The organism is Phyllobacterium sp. (assembly GCF_037994425.1).
Lineage (GTDB): Bacteria > Pseudomonadota > Alphaproteobacteria > Rhizobiales > Rhizobiaceae > Phyllobacterium.
Genome location: NZ_JBBNAM010000417.1, coordinates 1 through 18,275 on the forward strand (window position 1 = coordinate 1; position 18,275 = coordinate 18,275).

Sequence of the window (18,275 nt, forward strand, 5' to 3'; positions counted from 1 at the left end):
TACCTGCATGACCTTCCGCCGAGAATTAAGGAGCACTGAGTATGAGTGACGCACTCGATTTTAATGACCTGAAACGCCGCATGGACGGTGCCATCCAGGCATTGAGGCATGATCTTAACGGTCTGCGAACCGGTCGTGCCTCCGCAAGCCTACTCGAACCGATCACCATCGAAGCCTACGGCTCGATGATGCCGCTCAACCAGGTCGCCAACATCACGGTGCCGGAATCGCGTATGCTGGCCGTATCGGTATGGGACAAATCCATGGTGGGCAAAGTGGAGCGTGCGATCCGTGATGCGGGGCTCGGCCTCAACCCCATCACCGACGGAAACAATCTTCGCATTCCGCTGCCGGAGCTGAATGAGCAACGCCGCAAGGAACTGGTCAAGATCTCCCATCAGTATGTCGAGCACTCCAAGGTGGCGGCGCGCCATGTCCGCCGCGACGGCATGGACGAGTTGAAGAAGCTCGAGAAGGATGGGGCCATCAGCCAGGATGACAACCGTGTTCTGTCTGAAAAAGTACAGAAGCTGACCGACGAAACCATTGCCGAAATGGATAAGATCGTTGCAGCCAAAGAAGCGGAAATTATGCAGGTCTAACGTCTCTGACGAGATGTGCTCGATCCGCTACACTGGAGGTTAATGCCAATGTCCATCCCGCGCCACATTGCCATCATCATGGATGGAAATGGCCGTTGGGCGAAGGCAAGGGGCTTGCCCCGCACCGCGGGCCACAAGGCTGGCGTCGAAGCGTTGCGCGAGACGATCCGCGCCGCCGGCAAGATGGGCATACCGTTCATGACGCTGTTTGCCTTTTCCTCGGAGAACTGGTCGCGGCCACGTTCCGAGGTTTCCGATCTGATGGGATTGCTCAAGCTTTTCATCAGGCGCGATCTGGCGGACCTGCACCGTGAGAACGTCCGCGTGCGTATCATCGGCGAACGGGAAGGGCTTGCGAAAGACATCCGCGCCCTCTTGACGGAAGCCGAAACGCTGACCGAAGGAAATACCGGTCTCACGCTCATCATCGCCTTCAACTATGGCTCGCGCAACGAGATCGCTCGTGCGGTTCAGCGGCTGGTTGCCGACGTCTCTGCTGGCGTCATCGGCCCGGATGGGGTCACGCCCGAAGCCATCACCGCGCGTCTCGACACTGCGGGAATACCGGACCCCGACGTGATTATTCGCACCAGTGGCGAAATGCGCTTATCGAATTTCCTGTTATGGCAGGCAGCCTATTCGGAATTTGTCTTTCTGCCCTGCTATTGGCCGGATTTCCGCCCGTCGAATTTGGCCGAAGCGATCGAGACATTCCAGATGCGGGAACGACGCTTCGGCGGCGTGACGGCCCAGGACATCGCTCTGTGACCTTCTTCGGAGGCCGCCTTTCCAACCTGCAAAAACGCATTCTGAGCGCAATCGTTCTAATTATTATTGCCGTGGCCATGACATGGATGGGCGGATTTACATTCGGGCTGCTGGCCTCGGCCATCGGCATCAGCGTTTTCTACGAATGGCAACTGATCACCATGTCGCGCTCGACGCCGTTGACGCGGCGCCTGGCCTGGATCTCCCTTCTACTTCTGGTCGTCGTCCTGCTGTTCGCTCAGGACACGTTCGTGATAATGGCGATTCTATTTGGCGGCGCGTTCATCATCGCCATGCTCGGAGGACGACAGGAAGGGTATTGGCCGGCGGCTGGCCTTATCTATGCGGGATTTCCGTGCATCGCGCTGACTCTGCTGCGCGGTGACAGCGGGGACGGATTTGCGGCCATACTTTTCCTGTTCGCTGTGGTGTGGGCGACGGACATATTCGCCTATTTCAATGGCAAGGCGCTCGGCGGGCCAAAGCTGGCACCCCGATTTTCTCCAAACAAAACCTGGGCAGGTGCCATTGGCGGGGCGGCCGCTGGCGTGGCGGCCGGCGTTGCCTGCGCTGCGTTCATAGGGCCTGCCGGAGGTGTGCCTATTCCGTTCATTGCGCTCTTGCTATCCGTGGTGGCCCAAATGGGCGACCTTGCGGAGTCGTGGATGAAGCGGAAGTTTGGCGTCAAGGATTCGAGCCAACTTATACCTGGTCACGGTGGCGTGATGGACCGGGTCGACGGGCTTGTCGCTGCCGCGGCATTGCTATACGTCATCGGAGCAGTTCTGGTGTCGCCGGAAACGCCATACGACATACTTTTCTAGACGGCTGAGCTTTGAGGCCCTGACCGGGCCGTGCCAATGTGTTGCAGCCCGGAGGATATATTGACGGACATGCTGCACACCCTGTTTGGTACTCAAAGCGTGCTCATCGGTACGATACTGCCGTTCCTCATAGTCCTGACCGTTGTCGTATTCGTCCACGAAATGGGGCACTATTTGGTCGGCCGCTGGTGCGGGATCGGGGTCAAAGCCTTCTCGGTGGGCTTCGGACCGGAACTTATCGGTTTCAACGACCGCAGGGGCACACGCTGGAAGCTTTGTGCCATTCCGCTTGGCGGCTATGTCAAGTTTGCCGGTGATGAAGGGGTGACGAGTTCGCTCGCAGCACCAGCAGAGGCAATGAGCCCCGAGGAGCGCGCCGTCGCCTTCCACACCCAACCCGTGTGGAAACGTGCCGCGACTGTTTTTGCCGGACCTGCATTCAACATTCTGCTGACCATTGCGATTTTCTCGGTCTTCTTTGCCCTCTATGGCAAGATGGTTGCCGACCCGATGGTTGCCGAGGTGAGGCCGGGAGGGCCGGCCGCCATTGCCGGTTTCCAGCCAGGCGACCGCTTTATCAGCGTCGATGGCGACAAGGTGGATACCTTTGCCGACGTCCAGCGCATCGTTTCTTCGCGTGGCGGCGATTCGCTTGATTTTGTCGTCGAACGCAACGGGCGGGAATTGACGCTGACCGCAACGCCCGAACTGACCGAACAGAAGGATCCGCTTGGAAATACAGTCAGAATCGCGGTCATCGGCGTCGTCAACAATCAGGAACTCGGCAACTTCCGGCGGATCGAATACGGTCCTGTCGAATCAGTTGTTCAAGCGGTGCGTGAAAGTGGTTTCATCATGGTCCGGACCGGCCAGTTCTTCGGCCGATTCTTTGCTGGTCGCGAAGATAAGTGTCAGCTCGGTGGCCCCGTCAAGATCGCGACGATGGCAGGGCAGGCGGCAAGCCAGGGCGTCGACTGGCTGATCCAACTGACAGCTATGCTGTCGATCGGCATCGGTCTCCTCAACCTTTTCCCACTCCCCCCGCTCGATGGCGGTCACCTGGTGTTCTACGCCGCCGAGGCCGTGATCGGTAAACCCGTGAAACCGGCGGTCCAGGAGCTATTCTTCCGCTTCGGCTTCTTTTTGGTGCTCGGTTTCATGGGATTCGTTATCTTCAACGACCTTTTCGCCTGCCGGTGACAAAGATTAAACATTGATGAAAATTAGAGGCTTGGGCTGGCAAATGGAGATGATCTGTTTACTATAAGCCTTTAATGGCGTGGCAGGGATGCCACGCTTTCCTGTGAAGTAAACAGATTTTAACCGTAAGCCTTGCGTGTATGTAAAAACCGGCTATGACGGTGTGCGAGTAAGTGCTTAGTCCGGGATCTCGCCCGGGGACAACGAGAAAACGAAGGTTCATAAGGCCTATGGCGGCAAGTTCAAGATTTGTTGGTGCAGCGTCGGCGCTCGCCATATCAGCAGCGCTGGTAAGTTCTGGTGCAATCGTCACAACGGTTGCAGGTGTAACAGTAGCGCAGGCCGCAACGGTTAGCCGCATTGAAGTGCGTGGTAATGCTCGTGTCGATGCCCAGACAGTGCGCGACAATCTCGGAATTACACCTGGTAAGCCTTTCACCAATGCGGATATCGACGCTGCAACCAAGCGTCTCTTTGCCACTGGCCTGTTCAGCGATGTGCGCATCAGCCAGGCGGGCGGTACGCTGGTCGTGCAGGTCTCCGAGCATCAGGTTGTCAATCAGGTGATCTTCCAGGGTAACAAGAAGATCAAGGATCCGCAGCTGCAGAACGCTGTCCAGCTGAAGCCGCGTGCAGCTTTCGATCAGGCGACGCTCGATGCCGATGTGGAAGCCGTGCGTGCCGCCTACCGTAACGTCGGCCGCAGCGATGCAACTGTAAATGGCCGCACGATGGATCTCGGCGAAGGCCGCGTTAACGTCGTTTTCGATATCAATGAAGGGGATCGCACGAAGATCGCAGCCATCAACTTCGTCGGCAATCAGGCATTCGGTAACCGCCGCCTCAGCGACGTGATCTCGACGAAACGGTCCAATCCGCTTTCATGGCTTACCCGTAACGACGTCTATAGCGAAGACCGTTTGCGCGCCGACGAGGAAGCGCTGCGCCGCTTCTATTACAACCGCGGCTATGCGGATTTCCGCGTTGTGTCGTCGACCGCCGATCTTGATCCGGCGACCAATGATTATAACATTACGATCACGGTTGAAGAGGGCGAGAAGTACACATTCGGCCCGATCCAGATCGAAAGTTCCGTTGAGGGTGTTGATACGTCGCAGCTCAATGGTCTTCTGAAGACGCGTGAGGGTGATACCTACAGCGCCAAGGATGTCGAGGATTCGATCATCAAGGTTTCCGAGAGGGTCGCCGGTCAGGGCTATGCCTTCGCCAAGGTAGAGCCGCGCGGCGACCGTAACTTCGAAAATCACACGATCTCCGTAACCTATGCAATCGATCAGGGTCCGCGCGCCTATGTCGAGCGTATTGAAATCCGTGGCAACGAGAAGACGCGTGATTTCGTCATTCGCCGCGAATTCGATGTCAGCGAGGGCGATGCCTTCAATCAGGTTCTCATCCAGCGCGCCAAGCGCCGGCTCGAGGCGCTCGATTTCTTCACGACCGTCAACATTTCGACTGCTCCCGGTTCGCAGCCGGATCAGGTTATTCTCGTGGTTGATGTTGTCGAGAAATCGACCGGTGAGTTCTCGATCGGCGGTGGTTACACCACGGGTGGCGAAACACCTGGGCCGACAGTGGAAGGCTCGATCACGGAGCGCAACTTCCTCGGTCGCGGGCAATACATCCGTATTGCTGCCGGTGCCGGTCTGGACAACAATCGTTCGTACTCGCTGTCGTTTACCGAACCTTATTTCCTTGGTCAGCGCATCGCGGCAGGATTCGATATCTACAAGCGCCAGTCTGGAGTCAGTGATAAGTACGAGACCGATGTGACGGGTGGAACGATCCGCTTTGGTCTGCCGATCACGGAATCCTTGGTCGCAGGTGTTGCCTACAACCTCAGCCAAGAAGAATACGATATCGATAGCGAGGCCATGATCCCGGGGACCAACATTCCTGATCCTACGGAGATCTCGCAGGCCTTCATCGATGCGGCTGAAGAAAGTCCCTGGATCAAGTCGTCTGTTAGCTGGTCGCTGACCTACAACACGATTGACGACAGGAAGAATCCGCATGACGGTATCTATGCGAGGTTCAATCAGGAGTATGCGGGTCTTGGCGGCGATGCCAACTTCCTGAAGTCCACCTTCAAGGGCCAGTACTACAAGACGCTTTCCGATGAGATGGACATTGTTGGCCTCTTTGGTGTCGGCGCGGGCTACATTGCCGGTTTTGGCGATGAAGACCTGCGTGTGTTTGACCTGTTCAAGAACAACACCGAAATGATCCGCGGCTTCAAATATGCCGGTATTGGTCCTCGTGATACCACCGTTAGTGATTCAAAGGGTAGCTTCCTCGGCGGCACGACCTATTTCAATGCGACTGCAGAAGCGCAGTTCCCGATGCCTGTGATACCCGAGAGCCTCGGTATTCGCGGCGCGCTCTTCGCGGATGCGGCAACGCTCTATGGCAACGACCTTCCCGAAGCGCAAGGTACGACGGCTTCCGAATGGCGTGCGTCGCTCGGCGCAAGTATCATGTGGGCTTCGCCGTTCGGTCCGCTGCGCTTCGACTACGCTGTCCCGGTCAAGAAGGTTGATGGCGACCAGGAGCAGAACTTCAACTTCGGCATATCGAGCAAATTCTGATAGATTGCTGACCTCCCGGGGGACAAACCTCCCCGGGGGAGAAAGTTGGTCGATGGCCGATCCGATCTTTTATGAGCCACTGAAGAATGTGACCATTGGTCAGATCGCTGGTCTGACCAATGGTGTTCTTGTGGACGGCTCGCTCGCCAATCGACTCGTGAAGCGTCTGGCATCGATTTCGGATTCGGGCCCCGACGCGCTTGTTTTTGTCGAAGGCAAGAAGCACGCGCAAAATCTCGCCGGGCTGAAGGCTGCGGGAATCCTTTGTACCGATGACCTGAAGATAAGTGTCCCGAAGAATGTCGCGATCATCGTGACCCGGCATCCGCAACAGGATTTTGCAGCGGTTGGCCGCGCGCTTTACCCGAATGCGGTCAATGCGCATTTGTGGAGCGGCCAGACCGGCATCTCCGAGCACGCAATCGTCGACGGCTCCGCTGAGATCGAAGACAATGTGACGATCGAGCCGGGCGCGATCATTGGCAGCAATGTTTCTATTGGCTCGGGCACGGTAATCGCGGCCAATGTCGTCATTGGCAATGGCTGCAAGATTGGCCGCGATTGCTATGTGGCGCCAAACTCGTCGATTCAATATGCTTTCCTTGGCAACCATGTGCTGCTGCACCCTGGCGTGCGCATTGGGCAGGACGGCTTTGGTTATGTCTCCGGCAGGGCCGGTCTTGAAAAGATGCCGCAACTTGGCCGCGTCATTATCCAGGACAATGTGGAAATTGGTGCGAATACCACGGTCGACCGTGGCGCGCTGACTGACACGGTCATCGGTGAAGGTACGAAAATCGACAATCTCGTTCAGATTGCCCACAACGTCCGTATCGGTCGCCATTGCGTTATAGCGGCGCAATGTGGCATTTCCGGCAGTGTTGTGCTTGGCGATATGACGATGCTCGGCGGCAGCGTCGGGATCGCTGACCACGTCAACATCGGATCGCGCGTTGAAATTGCGGCGGCGAGCGGGGTGATGAACGATATTCCGGATGGCGAAAGGTGGGCAGGTGCGCCCGCTCAGCCATTCAAGCAATGGTTCCGTGAAATCGCGAGCGTACGGGCGATGACGAGGACCAAGAAGGAGAGCGGTTTAGATGAGTGACAATGTGAAAGTGGACAGTCTCGGCGCTGCCGACATCCAGAAGGTTCTTGCGAACCTGCCGCATCGTTATCCATTCCTGCTGATCGATCGCATCGTCGATATCGACGGCGATGTCTCTGCAACCGGTATCAAGAATGTGACGATCAATGAACCGCATTTCGCCGGACATTTTCCCGAATTGCCGATCATGCCGGGTGTCTTGATCATTGAGGCCATGGCCCAGACCGCCGGAGCAATTGTGCTCTTCCACAATGGGGGCGGCAAGCCCGGCAAGGTCTTTTTCATGACCATCGACAATGCAAAGTTCAGAAAACCAGTTGTTCCGGGTGACCAATTGAAACTGCGCGTCACAAAACTAAAGCAACGCGGTAATATCCATAAGTACAGTTGCATTGCCGAAGTTGACGGGTTCAAAGTTGCGGAAGCCGACGTTGCCGCCATGGTCAGTTTCCCCGATGAAGATGAGACCGGAGCCTGATGTCCGAGTCCATTATTCATCCGACGTCAATCATCGAGCGGGGCGCAGTGATCGGGGAGAGGGTATCGATCGGTCCGTTCTGTCATTTGGGCGCCGACTGCGTCATTGGCGACGACGTGGAACTCATGAGCCACGTGGTCATCATGGGGCCAACGACGCTTGGAAGTGGCGCCAAGGTCTATCCCAATGCCGTGCTGGGCGGGGAACCGCAGAACACCAAGCACAAGGGTGGGCAGACGACCCTGGTTATCGGCAAGAATTGCGTCATCCGTGAAGGCGTCACCATGCATCGCGGTACGGATGGCAGCCGCGGCGTGACGACGGTCGGCGACAACTGCATGTTCCTCGCCTATTCGCATGTTGCGCACGATTGCATCATCGGCGATAACGTGACCTTCTCCAACAATGTCATGATTGGCGGGCACGTCACGATCGGCAATAACGTCATCATTGGCGGCGGCGCCGGCATTCATCAATTTGTGCGCGTCGGCCATCATGCATTCATCGGCGGGCTAGCTGCACTCGCAAGCGACCTCGTACCTTACGGAATGGCGATCGGGAACCACGCCTATCTTGGTGGCTTGAATATCATTGGCATGAAACGCTCGGGCATGGCCCGTCCGGAGATTCATAAGCTCCGCCACGCGGTCCGTATGCTGTTCGATCGCACGAAGTCGATTAGGAGCAGGGCGGATGACGTCCGTGCTGCCTATCCGGATTCGCCAGCCGTCGCCGATCTGATCGATTTCATTACCACTGATACCAAGCGCGCCTATTGCACGCCGCCGCTCGATTCCACTATCGAGATCAGTGACAGTGACGACAATAGCTAAAACGTCGCTCGAGGGTTCTGTGTCCTCCACAATTGCGGGCAGGACTGCCATTGTGGCTGGCAACGGGCAACTGCCGCTCGCCGTGGCCGAAAGCCTGCGAAAACGTGGCGCAGATCCGCTGATCGTTGCCATAAGGGGCGAGGCGGAACCTGCCATTTACGAGGGGAGGCACGCCGAGATTTCCATTGTCGAACTCGGCGGCCTTGTCAAAATCCTCAAGGCTGAAGGCATCTCCAACGTGGTCCTGGCGGGTGGGATTCGGCATCGCCCGGAGTTTCGCCACGCCTTGCGCCCAGGCAATGGCAACCTCGTGGCCCTTTATCGCTTCCTGCGGGCGTTCCGGCTTGGCGATGACGGGCTCCTGCGCGCCGTCATTGCAACCATCGAGTCCTACGGATTCCGTGTCGTCGGCGCCCATGAAATCGTGCCTGACATTCTCGCTCCAGAGCCCGCTATCCTGACGCGACGACAGCCGGATCAGGACAGTATCGCCAACATGCACGCCGCCCGGAAGGCTGCTGTCGCGATTGGCGCGCTGGACATCGGCCAGGGGGCCATCGCTGTGGGCGGCCGCGTCGTTGCCCTCGAGGGTGTGGAAGGAACCGACGCGATGCTGCAGCGCGTTGCCGAACTTCGACTGGCCAATCGCATCCACCGCAAGGGTGGCGTCCTCGTCAAATGCGCCAAGCCGCAGCAGGAGGTGCGAGCAGACCTTCCTGCAATCGGCATCAGCACCATTGAGAATGCGGCAAATGCCGGGTTGAAAGTAATTGCAGTCGAGAGTGGTCGCACGCGGATCCTCGGGTACGAGGAAACGATAAAAGCCGCCAATGAGGCTGGACTTTTTATCGAGACCTTTGTGCAGGAGGCGCGGGCCGATGGTAACTGAAGCACCGCTGCGTCTCGCTATCGTTGCCGGCGAGGAGTCGGGTGATCTGCTCGGGGCCGATCTCGTCGGAGCTTTGCGTCGCCGCTATCAGGGCGACGTCGTGCTGACGGGCGTGGGCGGCGAGCATCTCACCGCCCTGGGGCTCGACAGCCTGTTCGACCAGCACGAGATTGCCCTTGTTGGACTGAGTGCCATTGTCAGCAAACTGCCGCAGCTCATCCGCCGGATTTCGCAGCTTGCCAATGCCATCGTTGCAGCGAAGCCCGATTGCCTGCTTATCATCGACAGCCCTGATTTTACCCATCGTGTCGCGCGCAAGGTGAGAGCCGCCGATCCCTCCATCCCAATTATCAACTATATCAGCCCGTCCGTATGGGCCTGGCGGCCTGAGCGCGCCAAGGCAATGCGGTCCTATATCGATCATGTGTTGGCGATCCTGCCATTCGAAGTGCAGGTGCTAAAGGATCTAGAGGGCCCCCCGGCGACCTATGTCGGGCATCGGCTCGTTTCCCATGCGCCGCTGCTCGAAGCTGCGGATAGTAACCGCGCCCGTGAAATGCAACTTGCCGAGCGGGTCGAGAAGAACGTCGTCGTATTGCCGGGTTCGCGGCGATCCGAGGTAATGAGCCTTGTGGGCCCGTTCGGCGAGACAGTCGAGCTGCTTGCTGAGCGGGGCAATCGGATCAGGATAACACTGCCGACTCTGCCCAAAATGGCGCCACTCGTCAGCGAACTAACAGGCAACTGGCGACAACAGCCCCGCATCGTTGTCGGTGAGGCTGAACGTTTGATGGCTTTTGCGGAAGCCGATGCAGCGCTCGCCGCATCGGGCACCGTATCGCTTGAACTTGCGCTCGCGCGAATACCGACCGTTCTGTCGTATCGGCCGGACCGGCTCGCGCGGACGTTCCTTGCTCCGCGTATTACGATATGGAGCGCGGCCTTGCCGAACATCATTGCGGATGAACCGGTTGTGCCGGAATATTTCAACGAATTCGTGCGTGCCGGATCGCTGGCGCGTCAGCTCGAGCAATTGCTTATCCCTGGTCATCGCCGCAACGCGCAGCTCGAGAGTTTCGACAAGATCCGCGGTCTCATGCAGACCGATCGGCCTTCCGGTGAAATAGCCGCCGAAAAAGTCCTCGAATTCGCAAAGCGAGACTAACTATCAAGCAAAAAAGGGCGCCATTGGCGCCCCTTTTCAATTCGTGTCGTAAGCTCTACTTGCGGTTTTCCACACTGACATAGTCGCGCGGTGTCGCGCCCGTATAAAGCTGGCGCGGACGGCCGATCTTCTGATGCGGGTCTTCGATCATTTCCTTCCACTGGGCGATCCAACCTACCGTACGCGCAACGGCGAAGAGGACGGTGAACATGGTGGTGGGGAAACCCAAGGCCTTCAGCGTGATACCCGAGTAGAAATCTACGTTGGGGTACAGCTTCTTTTCGATGAAATATTCATCAGTTAGAGCAATCCGCTCAAGCTCCATCGCAACATCGAGCAACGGATCGTCCTTGATGCCGAGCTCGGCGAGGACTTCCTTCGTCGTTTGCTGCATGATCTTGGCACGCGGATCGTAGTTCTTGTAGACGCGGTGGCCAAAGCCCATCAGGCGGAACGGATCGTTCTTATCCTTGGCGCGCGCGATAAACTCCGGAATGCGGTCAACGGAGCCGATCTCACCAAGCATGTTGAGCGCAGCCTCATTGGCGCCGCCATGCGCTGGGCCCCAGAGGCAGGCGATACCTGCGGCAATGCACGCAAATGGGTTTGCGCCCGAAGAGCCGGCAAGGCGCACGGTCGAGGTCGATGCATTCTGTTCATGGTCCGCATGTAGAATGAAGATACGATCCATGGCGCGCGCAAGCACGGGATTTGGCACGTAGTCTTCACACGGCACGGCAAAGCACATGTGCAGGAAGTTCGTTGCGAAATCGAGGTTGTTGCGCGGATAAACGAACGGCTGGCCGATGTGATATTTGTAGGCCATGGCGGCGAGGGTCGGGATCTTGGCGATCATGCGGATCGATGCGACCATCCGCTGATGCGGATCGGAAATATCGGTCGAGTCATGGTAGAACGCCGATAGGGCGCCGACGCAGCCGACCATGACGGCCATGGGATGCGCGTCGCGGCGGAAACCGCTGAAAAAGCGCGACATCTGCTCATGCACCATGGTGTGGTGCGTCACGCGGTAGTCGAAGTCCGCCTTCTGGCTCTTCGTCGGCAGTTCGCCATAGAGCAGCAGATAGCAGGCTTCGAGAAAATCGCCATGCTCGGCCAATTGCTCGATCGGATAGCCGCGGTGCAACAGAATACCTTCATCGCCATCGATATAAGTGATCTGCGACTCGCAGGATGCCGTCGAGGTAAATCCGGGATCATAGGTGAACGCGCCCGTGTTCTTGTAGAGTGTTCCAATGTCCACGACATCCGGTCCAATGGTCCCCTTGCGTATAGGCAGTGAGAACTGGTGACCATTCAGATCGATGTTGACGCTGTTTTCAGACATTGCCATTCCTTTCTTGCTTCAGCTTGCGCTGATCCAGCGCAAAAGCACCTGCCTCAAGCGAGGTCGTAAATCATGAATTCCTCAGGCACGACACCGTACTCAAACCATGCGATGTTGCAATGCAAAAATGCACCCCGAGGACGCACTTCTTATCCTTTTACCTGGTCCTCAATCCGGCCGAGGGATTCTTGCCTTCCGAGTACCTCAAGGACATCAAAAACACCCGGAGATGTTGCTCTTCCCGTCAATGCAGCACGTAATGGTTGAGCCACTTTTCCGAGCTTCAGCCCGGCTTTTTCTGCGTACACCCGCACGGCCGCATCAAGCGCTCCGGTCGTCCAGGCATCGACGGCTGCGAGTTCGGGAAGAACGCCTTTCAGCACGCTCAGACCTTCGTCATTGAGCAGGCCTTTGGCCTTTTCGTCGAGCGTCAGCGGACGTTCAACGAAGAGATATTTTGCGCTGTCGGCGAGTTCCACAAGCGTCTTGGCGCGTTCTTTAAGACCAGGCATGGCCACGATCAACTGCTGTTTCGTAGCCTCGTTCAAGCGAGCGAGAATGGTATCGCCGCCCTCGATCTGAGGCAGGATGGCGATCATCGCCTCGACGAGATCGGCATCGTCGGCAACGCGCATGTAGTGGCCGTTGATTGCCTCGAGTTTCTGGAAATCGAACCGCGAGGCACCACGATTGATATCGGAAATCTCGAACCACTCGATCATTTGCGCATCGGACATGATTTCGTCATCGCCATGGCTCCAGCCGAGGCGCACGAGATAGTTGCGCAGCGCCGCCGGCAAGTAGCCCATCGCACGATAGGCCTCGACACCGAGCGCACCGTGGCGCTTTGAAAGCTTTGCGCCATCCGCGCCGTGAATGAGCGGAATATGGCCCATGACAGGTACATCCCAACCCATGGCGTTGTATATGACGGTCTGACGCGCTGCATTGGTAAGGTGGTCGTCACCGCGGATAATGTGCGTAACGCCCATGTCGTGATCGTCAACGACCACAGCATGCATATAGGTAGGGATACCATCGGAACGCAAGATGATGAAATCGTCGAGGTCCTTGTTGGGAAAGCGGACGTCGCCCTGGACCTGGTCATTTACGACAGTCTCGCCCTCTTGCGGCGCCTTGATGCGGATGACCGGCTTGATGCCCTCGGGTGCTTCCTTCGGATCCCTATCGCGCCAGCGCCCGTCATAGCGCGGCGGACGACCCTCAGCACGCGCCTTCTCACGCATTTCCTCGAGTTCGGCGGGCGATGCATAGCAGTAATAGGCCTTGCCCTTGGCGACGAGTTCCTCGGCAACCTCGCGATGGCGGGCAATCCGAGCATATTGGGAAACAGCCTCTCCATCCCAATCAAGGCCGAGCCATTTCAAACCGTCGAGGATAGCGGCGACTGCCGCCTCGGATGAACGTTCGCGGTCCGTATCCTCGATGCGCAGCAACATCTTACCGCCCGTATGCTTTGCATAGAGCCAGTTGAACAGTGCCGTGCGGGCGCCGCCAATATGGAGGTAGCCGGTTGGGGAAGGGGCGAAACGTGTGACGACAGGGGATGACATGGGAACTCCAGGGACGCGCGGGGCTATTAGTCGAACGTCCAATCGAATTGATCTGGCGTTCATGTAGCATAGCACCGCAGAGGTGCAAGGGCATTGGTGGGCTGGAGGCATATGGAGGAGCCGAAGACCAGATCAAAAATCGATGAACGGCTCTTCTATTTCCGGTTCCAGGACCCTGAAAACGCTGTTGTGACGACCGTTGAGGTTGCGCAGAACGATGTGGCCGCTCCGGGTCATGGACAAGTGGCGAAGCGGCGAATAGCGTCAGCCCTGTCGGCGGCGCGACATGCCGCGGCAGCAATTCCAACACTCGTCAACCAAGAGATCGAACGCGGCACACTCATTTTGTTTGTCCCTGTGTGCGCCGGCATCGGTGCCATCCTCTATTTCAGCGGATCCGCCGAGCCAAGGCTGAGCGCCATTCTATTTGGGCTGACTGCTCTCATTGGCTTGCTGAGCCTCGCGCATTCGCGACCACTGATGAGACTGGCGCTTCTCTTTGCTCTTGCAATCGTTGCCGGCATGCTCGCAGGCAAACTTGAGACGCTACGTGCAGACACGGAGATGCTCGGGTCGGACATCACGACGCGCTTGACTGGACGCGTCTTCGCGATGGCCCGAGACGCGCGCGGCAGCTGGCGCATTACCCTCGAAGTGCTCGCGACGGAGCGGCCGTTACTGCGCTATGGGCCAAGCCGGGTTGTCATTTCGGCTCGAAGTCTGCCGACCGGTATCAAGATAGGCGATGGGTTGAAGGGCCTCGTCCGTTTACGCCCACAGCGGGGCCCCGTGCGGCCCGGCAATTATGATTTTGCCTTCAACAACTATTATCGAGGCATCGGCGCAAACGGATTTCTCCTTGGCAAGGGCGAGATCGTCGCCGCGCCCACCGCTGCAGGTATCGGCGTGAAGGCTTGGCAGATGATGGCCAATATTCGTCAGCAACTCACGCAGCGCGTGCTTTACCGCATCAGGGGTGAGCCGGGCGATATTGCAGCTTCACTGATTACCGGCCAGCGCGACGGCATCAGCGAAGCAACCAACGACGCCATGCGGTTGAGCGGTCTATCCCATATTCTTTCGATTTCCGGATTTCACATGGCGCTGGTCGCCGGAATCATAGTTGGCTCACTGCGCGCCGTAATGGCGCTTTTCCCAGGTTTTTCGGCCCGCTATCCAATGAAGAAGTTGGCAGCCCTGTTCGCGCTTGTCGGATCCGGCTTCTATCTATTGCTATCAGGAGCAGACGTTGCAGCGCAGCGCAGCTTTGTCATGCTGGCAGTCATGCTCCTTGCCGTCATGGTGGATCGCGCGGCCATCTCCATGCGTAATCTTGCCATCGCCGCTCTCATCACGATCGCGGTCATGCCGCACGAAATTCTGGGACCGAGTTTTCAAATGTCCTATTCGGCAACGGGGGCGCTCATTGCCTTTTATGGCTGGTGGTCGGTGCGCCGGAAAAAGCGAAGCGCCAGGCCCAGTGATAACTATCTCCTGCTGTTACCGGTCATGGCTGTGAACCATATCGGTACCATAGCCGTGACATCCGTTGTTGCGGGTACAGCAAGTTCACTTTTTGCCGCCTACCATTTCAACAACACGGCGCCGCTTGGCCTCGTCGGCAATGCACTGGCGTTGCCTATCGTCTCAATCTTCGTCATGCCGTTTGGCGTATTGGGGCTTCTCGCCATGCCATTCGATCTTGATTGGCTGCCATTCGCCATTATGGAGCGCGGCATTGAATTGGTCGTTGAGATTGCCAAAATGGTGAGTTCCGCTTCACCAAGTGGCAATCTCGGTCCGATGCCGCGGGCCAGCCTGATACTGATGAGTGTTGGGCTGATATTGCTCATACTGTTGACCACCCGCCTGCGGATTCTTGGCCTCGCCGTCATGGTGTCCGCGGCTTTGCCAATGCTGATTGGACGTCAGCCGGACCTCGTCATCGCGGAGGAGGGAAAACTCGTCGGTATGCGCACGCCTTCGAATGCCCTTGCGATCAACCGTTCTCGCGCAAGCACCTTCATCCTTGAAAACTGGCAAGAAGGGTACGGCTCGGTCGGTCTGCTCATGCCAATGAAAGCTGGATCGCCACTTGAACAGGCACAGTTCGAATGCACAAACGGTCTTTGCGTTGCACGTGAACCTGGCGGCCTTATCGTGGCCTATACCGATGACCCGGCAATGAAATCATCTGCCTGCGCTGAGGGCGATATCGTCATTCTCGCATTCACGGGTCCGACCGCCAACTGTACAGGCAATCAAGTCCTTGCGATCACGGCCCAGGATCGATCTCGCCATCAACGGCACGGTGGAGATCAGGTTGGTGGAGAGCAGCAAAGCCGCACAGGGGCAGGGAGCACTAGCAATTGCTGCACAACAATTGCGCGGCCGGCTTCAATCAGCCCTCGTTACCTATGCGGTGGGACCACCGGATCGGCCATGGAACGCTTACCGCGTCTACTCTCGCGGCGCCCGCAACCTTGTTGAGCGGAAGCCACGCCAACGCGCCGATGTTACGCCTGAAGCGGCCGAAGATTGAGTCCTGCGCTCGATCAGTAGCGGCGGATCAATCCGACGAGCTTCCCCTGGACACGCACGCGGTCCGGCCCGAAGATCCGTGTTTCGTAGGCGGGATTTGCGGCCTCGAGAGCAATGGATGCACCCTTGCGCCGGAAACGCTTGAGCGTTGCTTCTTCATCATCGACCAGAGCAACCACGATCTCGCCGGGGTTGGCGGTATCGCTGCGCCTGATGACGACCGTATCACCGTCGAAGATACCAGCCTCGATCATGGAATCACCCTTGACCTCGAGCGCATAGTGTTCGCCGCTGCCGATCATGTCGGGCGGAAGGCCGATCATGTGCGTCTGGTTCTGGATAGCGGAAATTGGCACACCGGCAGCGATCCGGCCCATGACCGGAATGCTGACGATCTTCATAGCGCCATCATCATCCGAAGCGCGCGGCTGCGCCCGGGGAGGAGCGACATTGCGGCCGAGGCTCCCTTGGATAACGCTCGGCGAGAACTTTTTCTGCGCGTTGAGGCCGGGGGCAATCGAGTCCGGCAGGCGCAAGACTTCAAGCGCCCGTGCCCGGTTGGCAAGCCGGCGAATGAAACCGCGTTCTTCCAGCGCCGTGATAAGCCGGTGTATCCCCGACTTCGACGCAAGGTCCAATGCATCCTTCATTTCGTCGAAGGATGGTGGGATGCCGGTTTCCTTCAAGCGCTCATGGATAAAGAGCAGAAGTTCGTGTTGTTTACGCGTGAGCATCGGCGATCCTTCGAAACGGAATCGGAAAAACAAAACCAGAACAAACACTATCTGTTCCAGTTGTGTTCCACAAGTATTAATATGTCGTTTACGTATGGGGTGGCGACTAATAATAGGCGAGTTTCGCGAGGTGTGGGGGCGGAGCTGATGCCTTTAAAGGTCGTTCTGGAATTAGAATTTGCCGACGACGTTGAGGAAGGCGCCACGATCGTTGAAGGTGAGATCACGCAGGTCGTCGGAGAAGTTGCCAAAATTGTAGCCGACGCCGACCTTGAAGTTCTTGCCGACATGGCGGTAGACGGCGGTGAGCACGCCGAGATCGGTGGTATCGGCTTCGGCCATGTACATCACGCGTCCTTCGAGGAGCGCATCCCATTTTTTTACGATGTGCAAGTCGGTGCGCAAGATGCCTAGATGGGCCGACGATGTCTGCCAATCGGCGAAGGCCTCGATATCGTCCTCGAGACGCTCGCGCACCTCGCCATAGCGGAAGCCGTATTTGGCGCCGACGGAGATCCATGGAAAAAGATCATAGGTGAAGTCGGCGGAGAGAATATTGCTGCGCTGGGCCGGGCCATATTCGTCACCGGTGACAGCGCTGACCTGGTCTGAGCCGGGCAGATCGTAGAGCCAGGTATATTTGAACAGCGCATTCAGCCGGTCGTTTGTGACAGGGCGGTAGGCATAGCCCAACGAGGCCTCGACATAGTCGCCATCGCGCAGCGAGCTGTCGCCGCTTGCGTCGTCGGAGAGAACGGAATCGATATTGGCAAGCAGCCGCCAATCGTCGCTCGTCTTCCAGCTGACGCCCGTTGCCAGAAGATAGCTGTTGAGATCGCGCGTATCATCGTCGGAATCTTCGAAGCGGGCCTCGCTGCGGATGCGCGCGGCAATGCGATCCTCATCCTTGTAGCCCACTGACAACGAGATTGCCTTCCGGTCGAAGTCGGACCGTTCGAGGTCGGTGCCAGGGTCGATCGTGTCGTCCTCGACGGTTCCGATCTCAAGGCCGCCATCGACCGTCCACTATAGACGACGCCATAGGTCTGCGCGAGCGAATTGCGCCGGCCGAACAGGTCGTAATTGTTTTCTGCATAGGTCGACCAATAATCGTCAAGCTTGCGCCTCGCACCGATGACGATGGCACCATAGTCAGTTCCTTCGAGATCATAGCTGCGGTCAAGGTCGAAGGCGCGGTCGGGGTCAAGGCGGTAACCGAGATAATAGCTGTCCTCGGCTGTCGGCTCGTAGGTAATTGCGGCGAGCGCGCCGAGGCCAGTCGCACCGTAGGAAACCTCGCCCTCGAGGCCGACCGTGGCGGTCAATCGGTATTCGGTCCCCAGACCGAGGCGGTCGCCGCGCTCGATATCGCCGGATCGTGACAAGGTAGCCTGGGCGAAGCCGTAATAAGTGTGATCGGCATCGGGCGCATATTCGAGGCGCGCGCCGGCATCGAGGCGCGAGCCGTCGTAGCCAGATTTGCCCGATGCGCTCGCGAGTGGGTTACTGAGTTCCAGATAGGTGGCGCCGAAGGAGGCTTTCCAGTAATCGTTCAGCTGCCTGCTGACCGCCGCCGCGCCCTTGCGCTTTTTTCGGCCTCCCACG

16 protein-coding genes are annotated in these 18,275 nt (G+C 57.8%); 11 read left to right on the forward strand and 5 right to left on the reverse strand.

Annotation, left to right across the window (positions count from 1 at the left end):
• The first annotated feature begins 41 nt into the window (after positions 1-41).
• The 10 genes from frr (at position 42) to lpxB (ending at position 10,473) form a co-directional block, all read left to right on the forward strand.
• Positions 42-602 (forward strand): ribosome recycling factor, encoded by a 561-nt coding sequence (frr, locus tag AAAB35_RS27210; RefSeq protein WP_340671459.1) that lies wholly within the window; start codon positions 42-44, stop codon positions 600-602.
• 48 nt (positions 603-650) lie between these two features.
• Complete coding sequence (locus AAAB35_RS27215) at positions 651-1,370, forward strand: isoprenyl transferase (RefSeq protein ID WP_340671460.1); 720 nt, start codon at positions 651-653, stop codon at positions 1,368-1,370.
• On the forward strand, positions 1,367-2,194 hold the full coding sequence (locus AAAB35_RS27220; RefSeq protein WP_340671461.1) for a phosphatidate cytidylyltransferase: 828 nt from the start codon (positions 1,367-1,369) through the stop codon (positions 2,192-2,194). The genes AAAB35_RS27215 and AAAB35_RS27220 overlap by 4 nt, the downstream gene beginning before the upstream one ends.
• 69 nt (positions 2,195-2,263) lie before the next feature.
• Positions 2,264-3,394 carry an RIP metalloprotease RseP gene (rseP, locus tag AAAB35_RS27225; protein WP_340671487.1) on the forward strand — a complete coding sequence of 377 codons (1,131 nt, stop codon included), beginning with the start codon at positions 2,264-2,266 and terminating at the stop codon, positions 3,392-3,394.
• Between the two features lie 230 nt (positions 3,395-3,624).
• Complete coding sequence (bamA, locus tag AAAB35_RS27230; RefSeq protein WP_340671462.1) at positions 3,625-6,000, forward strand: outer membrane protein assembly factor BamA; 2,376 nt, start codon at positions 3,625-3,627, stop codon at positions 5,998-6,000.
• A 52-nt stretch (positions 6,001-6,052) separates the two neighbouring features.
• Positions 6,053-7,108 (forward strand): UDP-3-O-(3-hydroxymyristoyl)glucosamine N-acyltransferase, encoded by a 1,056-nt coding sequence (gene lpxD, locus AAAB35_RS27235; protein ID WP_340671463.1) that lies wholly within the window; start codon positions 6,053-6,055, stop codon positions 7,106-7,108.
• Positions 7,101-7,586, forward strand: a complete 486-nt coding sequence (gene fabZ, locus AAAB35_RS27240) for a 3-hydroxyacyl-ACP dehydratase FabZ (protein ID WP_340671464.1) — start codon at positions 7,101-7,103, stop codon at positions 7,584-7,586. The genes lpxD and fabZ overlap by 8 nt, the downstream gene beginning before the upstream one ends.
• Positions 7,586-8,419 (forward strand): acyl-ACP--UDP-N-acetylglucosamine O-acyltransferase, encoded by an 834-nt coding sequence (gene lpxA, locus AAAB35_RS27245; RefSeq protein ID WP_340671465.1) that lies wholly within the window; start codon positions 7,586-7,588, stop codon positions 8,417-8,419. The genes fabZ and lpxA overlap by 1 nt, the downstream gene beginning before the upstream one ends.
• Positions 8,420-8,438: 19 nt before the next feature.
• Positions 8,439-9,308, forward strand: coding sequence for a UDP-2,3-diacylglucosamine diphosphatase LpxI (gene lpxI / locus AAAB35_RS27250; RefSeq protein ID WP_340671466.1), 870 nt, complete (start codon positions 8,439-8,441; stop codon positions 9,306-9,308).
• A complete protein-coding gene (lpxB, locus tag AAAB35_RS27255) occupies positions 9,298-10,473 on the forward strand; it encodes a lipid-A-disaccharide synthase (RefSeq protein ID WP_340671467.1) in 1,176 nt (391 codons plus the stop codon). Before lpxI ends, lpxB begins: the two co-directional genes overlap by 11 nt.
• Before the next feature lie 55 nt (positions 10,474-10,528).
• Here the strand turns inward: lpxB and gltA are convergent, their stop codons facing one another.
• Both gltA and gltX read right to left on the reverse strand, forming a co-directional pair.
• Positions 10,529-11,821: a citrate synthase gene (gene gltA, locus AAAB35_RS27260; RefSeq protein WP_340671469.1), complete on the reverse strand. Its 1,293-nt coding sequence runs from the start codon at positions 11,819-11,821 to the stop codon at positions 10,529-10,531.
• A gap of 149 nt (positions 11,822-11,970) precedes the next feature.
• Complete coding sequence (gene gltX / locus AAAB35_RS27265) at positions 11,971-13,395, reverse strand: glutamate--tRNA ligase (RefSeq protein ID WP_340671470.1); 1,425 nt, start codon at positions 13,393-13,395, stop codon at positions 11,971-11,973.
• A gap of 111 nt (positions 13,396-13,506) precedes the next feature.
• On the opposite strand from gltX, the gene AAAB35_RS27270 reads away from it, so the two are divergent.
• Positions 13,507-15,885, forward strand: coding sequence for a ComEC/Rec2 family competence protein (locus AAAB35_RS27270; RefSeq protein WP_340671471.1), 2,379 nt, complete (start codon positions 13,507-13,509; stop codon positions 15,883-15,885).
• Between the two features lie 65 nt (positions 15,886-15,950).
• Here AAAB35_RS27270 and lexA read toward each other — a convergent pair whose 3' ends face one another.
• From lexA to AAAB35_RS27285, 3 genes are all read right to left on the reverse strand, one after another.
• Complete coding sequence (gene lexA / locus AAAB35_RS27275; RefSeq protein WP_340671472.1) at positions 15,951-16,670, reverse strand: transcriptional repressor LexA; 720 nt, start codon at positions 16,668-16,670, stop codon at positions 15,951-15,953.
• A gap of 171 nt (positions 16,671-16,841) precedes the next feature.
• Entirely contained in the window at positions 16,842-17,363 is a 522-nt protein-coding gene (locus AAAB35_RS27280) for a hypothetical protein (RefSeq protein WP_340671473.1), read from the reverse strand.
• A complete protein-coding gene (locus tag AAAB35_RS27285) occupies positions 17,324-18,274 on the reverse strand; it encodes a hypothetical protein (RefSeq protein ID WP_340671474.1) in 951 nt (316 codons plus the stop codon). The genes AAAB35_RS27280 and AAAB35_RS27285 overlap by 40 nt, the downstream gene beginning before the upstream one ends.
• Position 18,275 lies beyond the last annotated feature (1 nt).

What these genes read in the sequence shown, in the direction of transcription:
- frr (WP_340671459.1), top strand. Translation starts at nt 42, where the DNA reads ATGAGTGACGCACTCGATTTTAATGACCTGAAACGCCGCATGGACGGT.
- AAAB35_RS27215 (WP_340671460.1), top strand. Translation starts at nt 651, where the DNA reads ATGTCCATCCCGCGCCACATTGCCATCATCATGGATGGAAATGGCCGT.
- rseP (WP_340671487.1), top strand. Translation starts at nt 2,264, where the DNA reads ATGCTGCACACCCTGTTTGGTACTCAAAGCGTGCTCATCGGTACGATA.
- bamA (WP_340671462.1), top strand. Translation starts at nt 3,625, where the DNA reads ATGGCGGCAAGTTCAAGATTTGTTGGTGCAGCGTCGGCGCTCGCCATA.
- lpxD (WP_340671463.1), top strand. Translation starts at nt 6,053, where the DNA reads ATGGCCGATCCGATCTTTTATGAGCCACTGAAGAATGTGACCATTGGT.
- fabZ (WP_340671464.1), top strand. Translation starts at nt 7,101, where the DNA reads ATGAGTGACAATGTGAAAGTGGACAGTCTCGGCGCTGCCGACATCCAG.
- lpxA (WP_340671465.1), top strand. Translation starts at nt 7,586, where the DNA reads ATGTCCGAGTCCATTATTCATCCGACGTCAATCATCGAGCGGGGCGCA.
- lpxB (WP_340671467.1), top strand. Translation starts at nt 9,298, where the DNA reads ATGGTAACTGAAGCACCGCTGCGTCTCGCTATCGTTGCCGGCGAGGAG.
- gltA (WP_340671469.1), bottom strand. Translation starts at nt 11,821, where the DNA reads ATGTCTGAAAACAGCGTCAACATCGATCTGAATGGTCACCAGTTCTCA.
- gltX (WP_340671470.1), bottom strand. Translation starts at nt 13,395, where the DNA reads ATGTCATCCCCTGTCGTCACACGTTTCGCCCCTTCCCCAACCGGCTAC.
- AAAB35_RS27270 (WP_340671471.1), top strand. Translation starts at nt 13,507, where the DNA reads ATGGAGGAGCCGAAGACCAGATCAAAAATCGATGAACGGCTCTTCTAT.
- lexA (WP_340671472.1), bottom strand. Translation starts at nt 16,670, where the DNA reads ATGCTCACGCGTAAACAACACGAACTTCTGCTCTTTATCCATGAGCGC.